Raw genomic sequence first — 16,530 nt, 5'->3', positions numbered from 1 at the left:
TTATTTTAATTTTGTATTTAATGATTTTAACCTAATATTGGTTAAAACCTTTTTTGTGTATAAAGGAAAATCAGCATTCATAATCCAATTATAATATCCTGGATTTTCAGCTAATACTTCTAAAACAGTTCGGTTTTTATATTTACCAAACGTAAAAATCTCTATATCATTATCATTAAACTGTATAAAACCTGCAAAATCTGCTCTTTTTTGATGAGAAGAATATGCACTTAATTCATTAACTGTGTTTCCTATATCGTCGTATTTTTCTATTTGAGCTAACAAAATTTCATAAGTAGCATTGGTATCAGCTTCTGCAGAATGTGCTCCTTCTAATTCTTTATTGCAGTAAAATTGATATCCGGCACTTAATGTTCTTTGTTCTTTTTTATGAAAAATAGTTTGAACATCAACAAATTTTATGTTTGTTAAATCAAAATCAACTTCCGCTCTTAACATTTCCTCTGCTAAAAGTGGTACGTCAAATCTGTTAGAGTTAAAACCAGCCAAATCACAACCTTTAATCAACTCGTGTACTTTTGAAGCCAATTCTTTAAAAGTTGGCTCATTTGCAACTTTTTCATTGGTAATTCCATGAATATCTGAAGCTTCTTTAGGAATTTTAACTTCTGGATTTACCAACCAAGTTTTACTTTCTTTATTTCCGTTAGGAAATACTTTTAGTATTGATATTTCAACAATTCTATCTGTAGCTATATTGATACCTGTTGTTTCCAAATCAAAGAAAACAATGGGTCTGTTTAATTCTAAATTCATGTGATAATTATAAGATGAGTAAATTTAAAAAAATCAACTGAAAGACTTAAATTTATAGCTTTTAATTCCTAATTCTTTTTATTGATGCATAAACTCTTTACCTACGGAACATTACAAGATAAATCTGTACAATTAGCACTTTTTAATAAAACTCTAAAAGGGAGTATTGATTCAATTGTAGGGTTTGAAAAACAAGAAATAACTTTAGACGGAGTAATATATCCTATTTTAGTTAAAAATAATAAATCAACTAAAGTAATTAAAGGGACATGTTATGATTTATCAGATCAAGAAATATTGATTTGTGATGAATATGAGGGTAATGAATATAAAAGAATTGTTGTTGAGTTATGTTCAGGAATAGAGGCCTGGGTCTATATCTCTTCTTAAAATTGCTCTACTCAAAACAACCATTCATCGATAAAAAACAACCATTCATCGATACTAAAGAACGAGTCACCGAATAAGATTAAAAAGAAAAAGACCATAGACGTATCTTTGAAGTAACAACAACTTTTTCATAGCAATCTTCTTTATACATTTTAGTCGATGTATAAAAAGAGAAAAGAAGTTTGGTAGACTTAGCAACAATTTTTCGACCAAACAAAAACAAGTTACTTTAACGTAACAAAACTCAAATGTATTTAAGAATACATCAAAGCCCTAAGAATAGCACTTAGGGCTTTTTTTAATCTCACTAATTGATAATTACCTTAAAATATACTTAGCAAAAAACACATACATAAAAAACCTTATAAACATGAGGTTTACAAGGTTTTGAAAGAAATTAACTTTTTCTTAAAATTCAATTTAATAAAAAACACTTACATAAGTAAAGTTATATTTTTTAAACTCTTTCTTATTACTTCTAAATTGATTACCAATCTAATTTTATTAAAGCAACAGCTTGACGTTCTAATCCCAAAGAAACTAATGCTTTAGATGAATGTGTTTTTATTTTTTTTGATGAAATACATTTTAGTTTTCCAGATTTCTCTAATATATCTATTTGTTCTTGCGTAGGATTTTGAGGAGACCCCATTCCCTTCCATACTTCATAAGAATTGCTATTTTCTTTATCTATTAAATAAATACTCAAAATAACTTTTTTAGCAGGAATATTCTTAATAGTTAAATTCACCATTTCTGTAGGGCCTGGTTTATCATCATCATGATAATTCCAAACCATTACAGCTGCAGATTTTGAATCTTTAGTCGCCAATGCACCAATATCAGACTGCGTTCCACGAATACTTGATTTTAGAACTTCTTCTATCGGATACATCCTATTACTATTTACCACTAAACGTTTTCCTGACATCATTCCAAACATTCTAAAAACATTAAGTACTGGTTTATCAACACCATTCGTAGCAAGATCTCGATAACCATAAAACCATGGCTGATTCTCAAACTCAAAAGACCAAGATACTGCACCAAGAAAGTTTACTTTTGTCTGGTCAGCTAAAATGTATTTTCTAGCAAAAGAAGCAGCTGTATAACTAGAATACATAGTCCCATTTCTATAAGCATTCTCTGGATTAGTTGCCATACCACATGCTGCACAACCTTCTGGATCTGACTCTCCTATTATAAGTGGAAGGTCTTTAGTTTCTGGATAGGACATCGCCAATTTAAACCCTGCTTGAATATCGTTTAACTGAGGAGACATATCCATTCTAACAACTCCTTCTACTAATTTTGGCCAACCCTTTGCATGAAAAAGAATAGCATCCATAGGGGATCCTTTTTTTCCAGTGGCGTAATTAACACCACTAATGCAATGTTTAATAAAATCTTTAGTCCATTCTTGAGCTCCCCTACCTCGAGTTCCTGCAATATTAATCCCTCCTATTTTTGCTGTTGGCAAAGCTCGCTTTAATCCATCAGCTGCATAATCATACATTTTATAAAACTCTTCTCGAGTTCCTTTCCAATAATGACCATTTGGTTCATTCCAAACTTCCCAGTACCAACTTTCAACCTCTTCTTTACCATAGCGATCGACCGAATGTTTAACCCATTCATATACCAAATTCCTCCATTTATCATAATCTTTTGGAGGATAAGCCCATCCAGTAATAATATCTGTATATGGATCTCCAGGCTTCCAGTAATGACGGTATGGCTCTGGATGTGTCGAAAGTGCTTTAGGCATAAAACCTATTTGTGCTAATGGTTTCATACCACGAGAAACATAGGTATCAAAAATACTATCTACAATTTTCCAATTGTAAACTGGGTTCCCCTGACTATCTTCTGTATAAGCATTGGTAGAACCCCACTTAAGAGCTGCTTCACCATTACCACTAACAAGTAAGCCATGTGTACGAACATATACTGGAGTAGGACTTAAATCAGCAATTTCACTAAGAAGTTTTTTACCATCTCTCATATAAGTATAATTAGGCTCATCATAACCAAACCATGCCCATACAGGATTCATTGGAGCTATTTCTTCTTTAAGATCTACAGTAATTTCTGGACTTTGTGCGTGTAATGGAGCAGTTAAATATTGTAATATAATTACTGCAAGACAATACTTTAGTAGTTTAGACATAATAATAATTTTATTTATTCAGGATTTCCGTAAGTTTGCATAAATCAAACATGTTTCTTTTTATTCAACTAAGTTGACAAATATAATTTTTTATTCTTAAAATCAGATTATTTCTATTTTAATTTATTTTATCAACATAAATAATAAAATGCTTTTTGGATATTTACACATTACTAAGACTCAAATATTAATTACAGATTGAACCTATTATTTCATAAAAGAAATGGAAGAAAACAAAAATATAACAGTAAAAAATCTTAAGGTAGGGGCTAGAATAAAATTGTTGCGAATAAACCAAAAACGAACATTACAAGAAATAGCTGATCATTGTGGTTTATCGAAGAGTATGATATCTAAAATTGAAAATGATAAAACAACTCCTTCTGTTGCTACATTGGTTAAAATAGCATCTACATTAGGAACGTCTGTTTCGGGCTTATTAGAACAAGAAACTTGGGATAAAACAAGTATTACCAATAAGAAAACAGCGATGGAAAATTTAGTAAAAACTGAAAAAGGATACATGATTTTTCCATACGCATCTCAATATCACGGTAAAAAAATGCAACCTTTTTTATTTGTAGCAAGAAAAGGAGAAGTAATCCCTCATCATTTATCGCATGAAGGGGAAGAATTTGTCTATGTTATAGAAGGTAGTATGAAAATGCAAGTAGGAGACACTGAATATATTCTTAAATCAGGTGACAGTTTATATTTTAACGCATCTTATAAACATGGTATAATCCCTATTAGTGATGAAGTAACTTATATTGATATTTTCGCATAATAAAAGTTTGTTCTGGCTATTTATAAAAAACTTTTTTTAAAAGAAATGATTTTATAATGTCGTCATTTTATATCTTAAAATTAAATCACTCTATATATTTAAAAAGCAGATATTTATTAATAGTACTTCGTCTTTTTAATTTCATAAAGCACCTCTTTTCTGCAACTGAAAATTCTGGGATAGAAAAATTTTTAACGTAATTCTTTGCTAGTGCATAATAAATACTTGCATATGGTTTACTTGTGTATTTGATATAAAATATGGCTATTTAGATATATAGAAAAACATATAAAGTAGACTGTTTATATTTATATAAAACGATTACTATTATCATAATTAGGGCTAAAAGAGCTCAATAACTATCTGAGTAAATTGGAAATTAACATCATTTGTCATAAAAAGCAATCATTTTTTATGGCACTTTTTTTTTTTAAAATAGATTTACTTCCTTATACTTGTTAAAAAAACTATGAAAAAACAATACTTTTTCTCAGGAGCACTGTTTCTATGATCTATTGTATCATATACACAAACTTTTACAGAAGATTGAGGAATTGACTCTTTATGCTATTGAACAAGAAAAAAAAATAAATACACAAAATAAAAAGGAAAAATCTTTAGAAAACAGATTACAAGTTTTAGAAAAAATTATACTTAACACTAAAAAATAAACCATGAAAAAGACTACTATATTAAATATCTTTTCTTCACTCCTATTTATAGTTACGCTAAATGCGCAAATTATTGAATTACCTAATGGTAATGTAGGGATTGGAATTACACCACTTAGACCATTACATGTCAAAGGAAACGGAAATGGTAGTATTCCTTTACTAGAAGGAATATCTAATGAAGAACAAAAATTCTTTTCTTTTAAAAGAACTGATAACACTCAAGAAGCATATCTTTCATATACAGGTTATGCAATAGCTATTGGTACTAAAGGAAATGAACGATTAAGAATTCATCAAAATGGAAATATTGGAATAAGAATCACAGATCCTAAACATGAGCTCTCTGTCAATGGAACTATTTGGTCTAAAGAAGTAAAAGTAAGTTTAAGTGATGCTGCAGATTGGGTATTTGATGAGGATTATAAATTAAAACCGTTAACTGAAGTTGAAAATTACATTAAACAAAACAGACACTTACCTGAAATACCATCTGCTGAAGAGTTTAAAAAAAATGACTTAAAAGTTTCGGAAATGACTAATAAGTTGTTACAAAAGATTGAGGAATTGACTTTGTATACTATACAACAACAAAAAGAGATTCTAGAATTAAATAAAAGATTAAACAAAATTGAAACCCAAAAATAATTTATCCCAAACAGGTTTCGCTATCTTTACGAAATAAATACAATTGCTACTATAGAAAAAGTACTAAATCACTCTGCACAAGAAGTACAGAGATTTGCTGCACGGGGGACTTAAGTCCCCACTTTTCTTAATTGAGCACTATGAAACTTTAACTTCTTGTGTCAAATATGAGTTTTCTGAAAATTTAGTTCTAAGAATACTCATATCTTCACTTACTTTTTTGTCTACAATTTTTGCGTAAATCTGGGTGGTAGACAACTTGGTATGTCCTAACATTTTTGAGACCGTTTCAATAGGGATTCCATTAGATAAAGTAACTGTTGTAGCAAAGGTATGACGTGCCATATGAAATGTTAAATTCTTAGTAATTCCACAACAATCTGCAATTTCTTTTAAATAGCTATTTACTTTTTGATTGGAAATAGTTGGTAGTAATAGTTTTGAATGTAAAACACGTAAGTTTTCGTAATATGAATTTATGATGTTTTCAGCAGGTTTCAACAAAGGAACTTTTACAGAAGTTCCTGTTTTTTGTCTTTTTGTAAATATCCAATTATCACCATCAATTCCTTTTACAATATTATCTGAAGATAAATTTCTAATATCGATGTATGATAAACCTGTATAACAACTAAATAAAAACAGATCTTTAACCAAACGTAATCTTGAAATGTTTGAATGATAGTTTTGAATTTTCTCTAATTCTGTTTCCGATAAATATTCTCGTTGTTTCTTTTCGATAGTAGGAGAGAACCTTATAAAAGGGTCTTTATTAATCCATCCCATTTCAACAGCCATTTTAACCATTTTACGGAGTCTTTGAATGTGTTTCATTACCGTATTGTTCTGAATGCTTGTTTGTCCATTGGTAGGCTTGTAATTGCGTAGATATGATTCAAATCCCAATAAAAATTGATAGTCCAATTCTTTAAGATATAAATCGGTAGTTTTTAGTAATTCTTTTAAATAGGAAAAAAGATAAGTTTGAGAAGTCTTGTAACTACGTAACGTATTTTTATGGATTTTTTTCTCTACAAATTGATTGTGATAAGTCACTAAATCTTGTAAAGTTTTATGCTTTTGGTCGGTTCCTAGATATCAAGCCTTTACTAATTGAGCTGTGATGAGTTTCCCTTCTAATTCTAACTCTCTATAGGAATTAGCGATTTTTGATTCTTCTTCTTTTAAAAAATGATTTAAAATTCGAGTATCTTGAGTATTCCCACGTGCTTTCGACTTAGAATTATCCCAAGAATCAATTTTAATTTTCTTATTTAAACTAATGTTAGCTCGTTTAGAATTGATAGTAATTCTAAAATAAATAATTGCAAATCCTGGTTCAACTTTTTGCGTGTACAACCAGGTAAGTAATGAATAAGTGTTTGATGATAACATAGTAATCGTCTTTTGTGGTGAAACATTGGACGAAAGTCAAATCAAACTAATAGTATCTTTTCAAGGTAAAGAGGTTAGTATTTTTAAGGTTTAAATTGTACTAACCGAATTACTGACCTAATATATGAAATATTTTGGTTTTCATTCAAATCATCACAAATAAAAAAACCTTACAAACATAATGTTTATAAGGTTTTGTAATAGTTTGATGTTTCTCTTGCGGTCTGGACGGGACTCGAACCCGCGACCCCCTGCGTGACAGGCAGGTATTCTAACCAGCTGAACTACCAGACCGTTGCTGTTAGCGGTGGCAAATATACAACCTTTTTACATTTACACAACAAAAAAATAAAACTTTTTTAAAAAAAAATAGCGATGTAAAAACATCGCTATCCCTATCTCCTATTGACAAAATCTTACACTAAGTTCAACCAAGTACTATCTTGTTTATAATCAGTAATTAAGTTTGTATTTTCTTGAAACGTTAAAGAACTTACGCATGCAGTTACTTCATGTTTTAAAGAAGTAATACATTCTGAAACCAAATCAGATCTAAATCCCTTAACCCCTAAATCAATTACAAAATTAGCAGAAACAACTCTACCAATAATTTTTCCTAAGTCTACCATTTTACGTTGTGGTAGCTCCATGTTTAAATTAAAATTTAAGACATCTTTAAAGAAATCTGAAGATTTAATTGTCAAATCGTATCCTTTTAGAAACTCAAATAAATTAGTGACTTTCTGACGTTTCATCAATTTCATTACAGCTTCTGAAATCTGAGTATATAACATTTCGTTTGATCCTTCAAAAATCATAAACGCTCTACTATCCATAATTCCTCTAGCTCCAATATTTTCTTCTTTATAACCTGAAGAACCTGATAACTGAACTAATGTTTGTGCCGAAAACTGCATCATATCTGTAATCACAGATTTCATACTATTTGCTTCCACCTGATCCATTGCTAATTCATTGTCTATTCCACTATGTTCAGAACTTCTTGCACACATTGCAGAACAAACTGTAAAAGCAGATTGAATATTAGCTATTTGCTCTCTTACTTTGTCTAAAGCCAGTAAGTTTTTACCTCCTACTATTCTATTGCTACAGTGTTCAATAGCTTCATCCATCATTCTTTTTATGAATCCCATGGCCATACCAGGAAATTGCATTCTAGAACGATGTAACAAGTCTAACATTAACTTAATACCTGTGCTTCCTCCTTCTAATTTCTGATTTTCAGGAACCTTTAAATCTAATTTGTTATTTCCATAAGGAATAGCATACAAACCAGCATTGTTGTAATATTCATCAACAATTACTCTTTGTTCTGGATCTTGGTTATCAGCAATAAAAAAATCGATATCCCTACCTAATCTTCCATCTTCTCCTTTTTTACGAGAAGTAATTAACCAATAATCAGCTAATCCCGTTAATCCTTGCCAGTGCTTATATCCTTCAATATGGTATTTTCCATCTTTAAAGGTGTTTGATGTTTCCATGCTTAAAGCATCAGATCCAAAACTAGGCTCTGTAATCATCAATCCTCCCATGTTTCTTTCTTCTAAGAAACGTTTAAAAATTGGTACTTTTACTTCTGGTTTGGCATATTTAGCTACAGGCTCTAAAAACAAAGCAATGTTAATTCCAAAAGTTAAAGAAAGTGGTAAAGACTCATATGAAGCAGCTTCTAAAACCCCTAAACACTCTTTTACCTTTACGCCTCTTCCCCCATATTCGGTAGGAATTGCTACTGATAAGGGTTTTTTAGCCATGATATCTCTAAAAACCAAAGATGGAAACCCTCTTAATTGGCTAAACTTCTGAATATCATCTTTCTCATAAAAAACGCTTTTTAAAGTATCTTTGAAATCTTTTAAAAAGGTATCATAAGAAATATTTGTAATATCTTTTATTGACATAAATTGTAATTGTCTAATTTAATAATGTCGCAAATATACAATTCTTATAACTATATATGGAATATCAAAGTTTTTATTGCCTTATTTATAATTAATTTTATAAAAATTAAAGGTGCTGTTTTAAATAATTTCTTAATTTTGATGCGTGAAAAATACAGAGACTACATATTTAACAACTTCTTTCTTTACTACCCTTTGGGGTTGTCTTTGTTATTTATATATATAAACCGTAAAATCTTGTACTTTAATTGATATGACTTTCATTAAAAATCAAGTACTGTTTTTTTTCTCAATCATTCCTCAATTCATATGAAAATTTTAAAATTCGGTGGTTCTTCAATCGCCTCAGCAGCAAATATTAATCGCGTTATTGATATCTTAAAATCAAGCAGCGAAAACAATCAAATTGCAGTCGTTTTTTCTGCCATTAACAAAACTACTGATGCTTTAATCAACATTGCATCAAAAGCACAAAAGCAAGACGACACTTATAACGTTGGTTTAAGCGAATTAGAAAACAATCATTTTGATATTGTTCGTGAATTAATTCCGGTTAACAATCAAAGTGGTGTATTAAGTGGTGTTAAAAAAATATTTAATGAATTAGAAAACATTCTTGAAGGTGTGTTTTTATTGCAAGAACTTTCTGCAAAGACTAATGATACTATTGTTAGTTATGGAGAGTTTTTATCAACTTTTATTATTACCAAAGCTTTACAATGTCAAGAAATTGATGCTGTTTATAAAAATAGTGGTGAATTAATTATTACCAATAATAATTATGGAAATGCAGCTCCTATTATTGATGTTACAGATAACAACATCAAAGAATATTTTGCTAATCACAATCATAACATTACTGTTTTACCTGGTTTTATTGCTTGTAACCAACAAGGAGAAAAAACTACTTTAGGTCGTGGTGGTTCTGATTATACTGCTGCTATTTTGGCGGCTGCTTTAGAAGTAGAACAATTAGAAATTTGGACAGATGTAAGTGGAATGTACACTGCCAATCCTAAATTGGTAAAACAAGCAGAACCTATTAAAACTTTGTCTTATAGTGAGGCGATGGAATTGTCTCATTTTGGAGCTTCAGTTTTATATCCACCAACTGTTCAACCTGTCATGACTAAAAACATTCCTTTATATATAAAGAATACTTTTCATCCAGAAGATGCAGGTTCTTTTATTACCAATGAAAACATCAAAGGGGGTGGTGTGGTAAAAGGAATTAGTCATATAGACAATATTGCCTTAGCAACTGTAGAAGGTAATGGATTGATTGGAATTCCAGGAGTTTCTAAAAGATTGTTCAGTGCTTTGTCTGAGAAAAAAGTAAATGTGATCTTAATTACTCAAGCTTCTTCAGAACATTCTATTTGTATCGCTATTGATGGAAATGATGTTGAAAAAGCTGAATTGGCTATTCAAGATGAATTTGCTTTTGAATTAAGCTTAGGAAAAATTGATCCTTTACACACACAAACCAATATGGCTATTGTAGCTATTGTTGGAGAAGAAATGAAAAGTCATCAAGGAATTAGTGGTAGAATGTTTAGTGCTTTAGGAAAAGACAACGTAAATATTCACGCCATTGCTCAAGGAGCTTCAGAAAGAAATATTTCTACAGTTATTGATGCCAAAAATGTTAAAAAAGCATTAAACGGTTTACATGCTGAATTTTTTGAAGGTCACATTACCAAATTAAACCTATTTGTAGTAGGTGTTGGTAACGTTGGAGGAAAATTACTAGAACAAATAGAAAAGCAAAAAGCTTATTTATTAGATAAATTACAGTTAAGTATAGAAGTTGTTGGAATGGCAAATTCTAAAAAAATGATTTTCAACGAAGAAGGAATTGATATTTCTACTGATTGGAAACAAAACTTAATTGACAATGGTGAGGAATTAAATCTTGATTTATTCCACGAACATGTAAAAGAAATGAACTTAAGTAATAGTGTATTTGTAGACAATACTGCCAATGCAACCATTGCTGGTTTATATGCTAGTTATTTAAAAGAAAGTATTGGAGTGGTGACTTGTAACAAAATTGCCGCTTCATCAGAATACAGTGTGTATGCTGAGTTAAAAAGATTATCTCAAGAATACAATGCTCCTTATTTGTTCGAAACCAATGTTGGAGCTGGATTACCAATCATCAACACTTTAAATAACTTGGTGCAATCTGGAGATCAAATCATCAAAATTCAAGCGGTGGCTTCAGGATCTTTAAACTTTATCTTTAACTCTTTTGTTGGAGATGCTAATTTTGCAGAAATAGTAGATCAAGCTGGAGAATTAGGATATACTGAACCAGACCCAAGAATTGATTTAAGTGGTGTAGATGTTGCCCGTAAAATTTTAATTTTGGCTCGTGAAAGCGGTGCTAAAATGAATTTAGAAGATATTGAAAACAAATCTTTCTTGCCTAAAGTAAGTTTAGAGGCGGAATCAATTGCAGATTTTAAAAAGACATTAGTGTCTGAGGCTGCTCATTTTGAAGCCATCAAAGAAAAAGCAGCGGCAAACAATGCTGAATTAAAATATGTAGCTGAATTTGTAAATGGTAAAGCAAATGTTTCTTTGCAAGAAGTAGATAGTAAACATCCATTCTCAAACCTACAAGGAAGTGATAACATTGTATTGTTTTTTACAGAAAGATATCCTGAGTTTCCTTTAATAGTTAAAGGAGCTGGTGCAGGAGCTGATGTAACTGCTTCTGGTATTTTTGCTGATATTATTAGAATTGGGAAAGGTTAAAAAAGTAATGAGTACATAGTACTAAGTATAGAGTATCTCATTACTCTGTTCTCAGTACTCAATACTAAATAAAAAATGAAAGAAATAAAATTATTTTGCCCAGGTACTATTGCCAACGTTTCTTGTGGATTTGATGTCTTAGGACTTTGTTTAGACACCACAGGTGATGAAATGGTGATTCGCAAAGTAGATACTCCTGGGGTAAAAATCACTAAAATAATAGGACAAGATTTACCTTTGGCTACCGAAAAAAACGTAGCAGGTGTGGCTGTTTTAGCCATGCTAGAAAAGTTAAACAATACTACTGATGGTTTTGAAATTGAAATTTACAAAAACATCAAACCAGGTAGTGGAATTGGTAGTTCTGCTGCAAGTAGTGCTGGTGCTGTTTATGGGGTAAATGAATTGTTAGGAAAACCATTTAGTAATCATGATTTGATTGAATTCGCTATGAAAGGTGAAGAATTAGCAAGTGGTGTTCCACATGCTGACAATGTTGCTCCTGCCCTATTGGGTGGATTTACATTGGTACGTTCTACTTCTCCATTAGATGTCATCAAATTAAACACACCTTCATTGTTATATGCAACAGTCATTCACCCACAAATTGAAGTAAAAACTGCTGATGCTCGACAAATCTTAAAAAGTAAATTAAGATTAAAAACAGCCATTACTCAATGGGGAAATATTGGAGCTTTAGTAAGTGCCTTATATACGGAAGATTACGAATTACTATCTCGTTCATTACATGATGAAATTGTAGAACCAATTCGTTCTATTTTAATTCCTGCTTTTGATAAAGTAAAAGAAGAATGTAAAAATGCTGGTGCTTTGGGTTCTGGTATTTCTGGTTCTGGACCTTCTATTTTTGCTTTAAGTAAAGGGGAAGAAACCGCTATGAAAGTAGCTGAAGCCATGAAAGCTGTTTATGATAAAGTTGGGGTTGCATATGATGTTCACATCTCAAAAATTAACGATCAAGGAATAAAAATTTTATAATAAGTGTATACGTGTAATTGCTTATTCGTTGAACTGATAAAAACGAATAAACAATTACACGAATAAACACATCAACATAAAAAAAATGAAATATTTTAGTTTAAACGAAAATGCTCCTGAAGTCTCATTTAGAGATGCTGTTGTTAATGGAATTGCTCCAGACAGAGGTTTGTATTTTCCTGAAAGTATTACACCATTATCAAAAGAATTTATTGATAATTTAGACCATTACAGCAATAACGAAATTGCTTATGAAGTTATCAAACAATTTGTAGGTGATGAAATTCCTGAACAAGATTTAAAACAAATTATAGAAGAAACTTTGTGTTTTGACTTCCCTGTAGTTCCTATTGAAGAAAATATAGGGTCTTTAGAGTTATTTCACGGTCCAACCATGGCATTTAAAGATGTTGGTGGTCGTTTTATGGCTCGTTGTTTAGGATACTTTAATCAAAAAGAAAAAAACGACAAAGACATCACTGTATTAGTGGCTACTTCTGGAGATACAGGAGGTGCTGTAGCTAGTGGGTTTCTAGGTGTTCAAGGAGTAAATGTTGTGATTTTATACCCTAGCGGTAAAGTTTCTGATGTACAAGAAAAACAATTAACCGCCTTGGGACAAAACATTACCGCATTAGAAGTTGATGGTGCTTTTGACGATTGTCAAGACATGGTAAAAACTGCGTTTTTAGATGAATCTTTAAAAGAATATAGAACATTAACTTCTGCAAATTCTATCAATGTTGCTCGTTGGTTACCACAAGCTTTTTACTTTTTCTTTGCTTACAAGCAATTAAAAGACAAATCAAAAGACATTGTATTTTCTGTTCCTAGTGGAAACTTTGGAAATATTTGTGCAGGAATGATTGCTCAAAAATTAGGATTGCACATCAAAGAATTCATTACAGGTACTAACGTAAATAGAGTCGTTCCTGCTTATCTAGAATCTGGTAAATACGAACCAAAACCTACTATTGCAACCATTTCTAATGCAATGGATGTTGGTGCACCGAGTAATTTTATCAGAATAGAAAAACTACACGATTTTGATGTAGAAAAATTACGTAGCAACTTAAAAGGATATTCTTATACCGATGAGGAAGCAACTGCTGCCATGGGACACTTATATAAAAAGTTCAATTATGTAGCAGAACCACATGGTGCTATTGGTTACTTGGCTTTAAAAAATTATTTAAAAACTGCTGAGAATACGCAAGGAGTGTTTTTAGAAACTGCACACCCTGTTAAATTTATGGATGTTTTATATCCTGGAGTCGCAGAAACTATAGAATTACCAGAGCAAATTAAAGCTGTAATTGACAAACCAAAAGTGTCTATTAAAATTTCAGACTACAAAGGATTGACAGATTTTTTAAAATCTTAATATCTGTGCATATACACCACATCAAAATCCCCTTTTTGGGGATTTTTTTATTTATTTTTGTTTCTCATAATCAATTTCAATGAAAAATACAGCACTTACGCATATACACGAACAATTAGGAGCTAAAATGGTTCCTTTTGCAGGATTCAACATGCCTGTACAATACGAAGGAGTTAAAGCAGAACATGAAACCGTTAGAACTGCTGTTGGGGTTTTTGATGTTTCACACATGGGAGAATTTTTATTAGAAGGTCCTAATGCTTTGGGCTTGATTCAAAAAATATCCTCAAACGATGCTAGTAAATTAGCTATCGGTGATGCACAATACGCTTGTATGCCTAATGAGGAAGGCGGAATTGTAGATGATTTGTTAATTTACCGTGTAAAAGAAGAATTATATCTTTTAGTGGTAAATGCTTCTAATATTGAAAAAGATTGGAATTGGATAGAAAAACATAATGACTTAAATGTGGCCATGAAAAATCTTTCTGATGTATATTCTTTATTGGCTATTCAGGGTCCTAAAACCATTGAAGCTTTACAAAGTTTAACTTCTGTTGATTTGACTGCTATTCCTTTTTACAAATTTGTGGTAGGAGATTTTGCAGGTATAGAACATGTTATTATTTCTGCTACCGGATATACTGGTGCGGGTGGTTTTGAAATTTATTGTAAAAATGATGAAGTAGCTCAAGTATGGGATAAAGTATTTGAAGCTGGAAAAGAATTCGGAATCAAACCTATTGGATTGGCTGCTCGTGATACGCTACGGTTAGAAATGGGGTATTGTTTATACGGGAACGACATAAATGATACGACCTCTCCTATTGAAGCTGGTTTGGGTTGGGTAACAAAATTCAATAAAGATTTTATCAACAAAGAAAACATCTTAGCTCAAAAAGAAAATGGAGTTTCTAAAAAATTAGTCGGTTTTGAAATTGTTGACAAAGGAATTGCAAGACATGATTACCCTATTGTAGATGCTGATGGAAATGAAATTGGAATTGTTACTTCTGGAACCATGTCTCCTAGTTTAAACAAAGCCATTGGTTTGGGATATGTAACTACCGAGAACAGTAAAATAGGTGATGAAATTTATATTGAAGTTAGAAAAAAACAAATCAAAGCCAAAGTGGTAAAACTGCCTTTTTACAAAGGATAATCAACTAAAGACTCTTTTTTTATGGAAATGATATATATACTATTAAGTCTTTTAATAGGTGGGGGGATTGGTTTTGTAATTGCTAAAAAAATTAGTGGATTACAAGCTGAAAAAGACTTAGCATCTGCTAACGAAAAAATCAATTTATTACAAAAGGAAATAGAATATCAACAAAACAATGCAAAGGAAAACATCGCAAGATTAGAACAATCATTGTTAGAAAGTAAAAAAGAACAAGAAAGATTGATTGAAAATGCTAAAACAGATTTAGAGCAACTTCGTCATCAAAAAGAAGAACAATTAGCAGAACTTTCTAAAGAAAAAGAGCTATTAGCTGTTTCTTTAGAAAGAGCCAATGCCAAAACAGAAGAACTAACTACTGATTTAAGAGAGAACAAAGCTGAAATTGAAAAGCTCCAAGAAAAATTCACCAAAGAATTTGAAAACTTAGCCAATAAAATTTTAGAAGAAAAATCTAAAACTTTTTCAGATCAAAATCAGAAAAATATCAATGATATTTTAAAACCACTTCAAGAAAAAATTCAATCTTTTGAGAAAAAAGTTGAAGACACCAATAAAGAAAGTATCGACAGAAACTCAGGTTTAAGACAGCAAATTGAAAGCTTAAAAGACTTAAATAATAAAATGAGTAAAGATGCTGAAAACTTGACCAAAGCATTAAAAGGAGACAGCAAAACCCAAGGAAACTGGGGAGAAATGATTTTGGAACGTGTGTTAGAAAAATCAGGTTTAGAAAAAGGAAGAGAATACGAGTTAGAAAAAAGTTTTGATACTGACATGGAATCTAAAACTCGTTTAAGACCAGATGTCATCATCAACCTACCCGACAATCGAAAGATGATTGTAGATTCTAAAGTTACACTAACCGCTTATGAAAAGTTAGTCAGCTCTGATGATGAATTAGAAAGAACTCAATATGCCAAAGAGCATTTGTTATCATTAAACAGACATATAGAACAATTAAGTGCAAAGAAATATTCAGAATTATATCAAATAGAATCTCCTGATTTTGTATTGATGTTTATTCCAATAGAGCCAGCATTTGCTTTAGCTTTAGAACAAGACAACGAGCTGTACAACAAAGCTTTTGCTAAAAATATTGTAATTGTAACCCCTAGTACTTTACTGGCTACTTTGCGTACTATTGAAAGTATGTGGAAAAATGAAAAGCAACAAAAAAATGCTATGGAAATTGCCTTACAAGCTTCTCGTTTGTATGAACAATTTGTAGGGCTTACCGAAGAGTTAATAAAATTAGGAAAACAATTAAAAACGGTAGAAGGAACTTATGACACTACTATGAAAAAATTAACCGGTAGAGGAAATTTAATTGTAAAAGTTGAAAACCTAAAACAGTTAGGAATTAAAACAAATAGTAAAGAATTCAACCAAAGATTACTAGAAAGAGCCAGAGAAGAAGAATAGTTTATCCTCTTTT

At 31.0% G+C, this 16,530-nt stretch carries 13 protein-coding genes and 1 tRNA gene; 8 read left to right on the top strand and 6 right to left on the bottom strand.

The window, feature by feature from the left end; genetic code table 11:
• Positions 1–777, bottom strand: coding sequence for a 3'-5' exonuclease (locus BUB70_RS08205; RefSeq protein ID WP_073120409.1), 777 nt, complete (start codon positions 775–777; stop codon positions 1–3).
• 84 nt (positions 778–861) lie between these two features.
• Between BUB70_RS08205 and BUB70_RS08200 the strand changes: the two genes are divergently transcribed.
• Positions 862–1,167: a gamma-glutamylcyclotransferase family protein gene (locus BUB70_RS08200; protein WP_073120407.1), complete on the top strand. Its 306-nt coding sequence runs from the start codon at positions 862–864 to the stop codon at positions 1,165–1,167.
• Between the two features lie 487 nt (positions 1,168–1,654).
• On the opposite strand, the gene BUB70_RS08195 is transcribed toward BUB70_RS08200, so the two are convergent.
• Complete coding sequence (locus BUB70_RS08195; RefSeq protein ID WP_073120404.1) at positions 1,655–3,337, bottom strand: GH39 family glycosyl hydrolase; 1,683 nt, start codon at positions 3,335–3,337, stop codon at positions 1,655–1,657.
• A gap of 223 nt (positions 3,338–3,560) precedes the next feature.
• Between BUB70_RS08195 and BUB70_RS08190 the strand changes: the two genes are divergently transcribed.
• Together BUB70_RS08190 and BUB70_RS08185 are read left to right on the top strand one after the other, a co-directional pair.
• A complete protein-coding gene (locus tag BUB70_RS08190) occupies positions 3,561–4,124 on the top strand; it encodes a helix-turn-helix domain-containing protein (protein WP_073120402.1) in 564 nt (187 codons plus the stop codon).
• A 674-nt stretch (positions 4,125–4,798) separates the two neighbouring features.
• On the top strand, positions 4,799–5,443 hold the full coding sequence (locus tag BUB70_RS08185) for a hypothetical protein (RefSeq protein ID WP_073120400.1): 645 nt from the start codon (positions 4,799–4,801) through the stop codon (positions 5,441–5,443).
• Positions 5,444–5,581: 138 nt separating this feature from the next.
• Here the strand turns inward: BUB70_RS08185 and BUB70_RS08180 are convergent, their stop codons facing one another.
• The 4 genes from BUB70_RS08180 to BUB70_RS08170 all read right to left on the bottom strand — a co-directional run bounded on the left by BUB70_RS08180 (position 5,582) and on the right by BUB70_RS08170 (position 8,763).
• Positions 5,582–6,499 carry a site-specific integrase gene (locus tag BUB70_RS08180; protein WP_308691379.1) on the bottom strand — a complete coding sequence of 306 codons (918 nt, stop codon included), beginning with the start codon at positions 6,497–6,499 and terminating at the stop codon, positions 5,582–5,584.
• 42 nt (positions 6,500–6,541) lie between these two features.
• A complete protein-coding gene (locus tag BUB70_RS14335) occupies positions 6,542–6,838 on the bottom strand; it encodes an Arm DNA-binding domain-containing protein (protein ID WP_308691380.1) in 297 nt (98 codons plus the stop codon).
• Positions 6,839–7,058: 220 nt separating this feature from the next.
• A tRNA-Asp gene (locus BUB70_RS08175) sits at positions 7,059–7,132 on the bottom strand.
• Between the two features lie 122 nt (positions 7,133–7,254).
• Positions 7,255–8,763: an acyl-CoA dehydrogenase family protein gene (locus BUB70_RS08170; RefSeq protein WP_073120397.1), complete on the bottom strand. Its 1,509-nt coding sequence runs from the start codon at positions 8,761–8,763 to the stop codon at positions 7,255–7,257.
• 309 nt (positions 8,764–9,072) lie between these two features.
• On the opposite strand from BUB70_RS08170, the gene thrA reads away from it, so the two are divergent.
• The 5 genes from thrA to rmuC all read left to right on the top strand — a co-directional run bounded on the left by thrA (position 9,073) and on the right by rmuC (position 16,517).
• On the top strand, positions 9,073–11,526 hold the full coding sequence (gene thrA / locus BUB70_RS08165) for a bifunctional aspartate kinase/homoserine dehydrogenase I (protein WP_073120395.1): 2,454 nt from the start codon (positions 9,073–9,075) through the stop codon (positions 11,524–11,526).
• Positions 11,527–11,601: 75 nt separating this feature from the next.
• Positions 11,602–12,525, top strand: coding sequence for a homoserine kinase (locus BUB70_RS08160; RefSeq protein WP_073120393.1), 924 nt, complete (start codon positions 11,602–11,604; stop codon positions 12,523–12,525).
• Positions 12,526–12,610: 85 nt separating this feature from the next.
• Positions 12,611–13,909 (top strand): threonine synthase, encoded by a 1,299-nt coding sequence (gene thrC / locus BUB70_RS08155; protein WP_073120391.1) that lies wholly within the window; start codon positions 12,611–12,613, stop codon positions 13,907–13,909.
• A 79-nt stretch (positions 13,910–13,988) separates the two neighbouring features.
• Positions 13,989–15,071 (top strand): glycine cleavage system aminomethyltransferase GcvT, encoded by a 1,083-nt coding sequence (gene gcvT, locus BUB70_RS08150; protein ID WP_073120389.1) that lies wholly within the window; start codon positions 13,989–13,991, stop codon positions 15,069–15,071.
• A gap of 21 nt (positions 15,072–15,092) precedes the next feature.
• Positions 15,093–16,517, top strand: coding sequence for a DNA recombination protein RmuC (gene rmuC, locus BUB70_RS08145; protein WP_073120388.1), 1,425 nt, complete (start codon positions 15,093–15,095; stop codon positions 16,515–16,517).
• The last annotated feature ends 13 nt before the right edge of the window (positions 16,518–16,530 follow it).

The sequence above is a fragment of the Wenyingzhuangia marina genome, assembly GCF_900130035.1.
Lineage (GTDB): Bacteria > Bacteroidota > Bacteroidia > Flavobacteriales > Flavobacteriaceae > Wenyingzhuangia > Wenyingzhuangia marina.
Note: the sequence above shows the minus strand (reverse complement) of the source record. Positions and strands in the feature narration are given on the sequence as shown.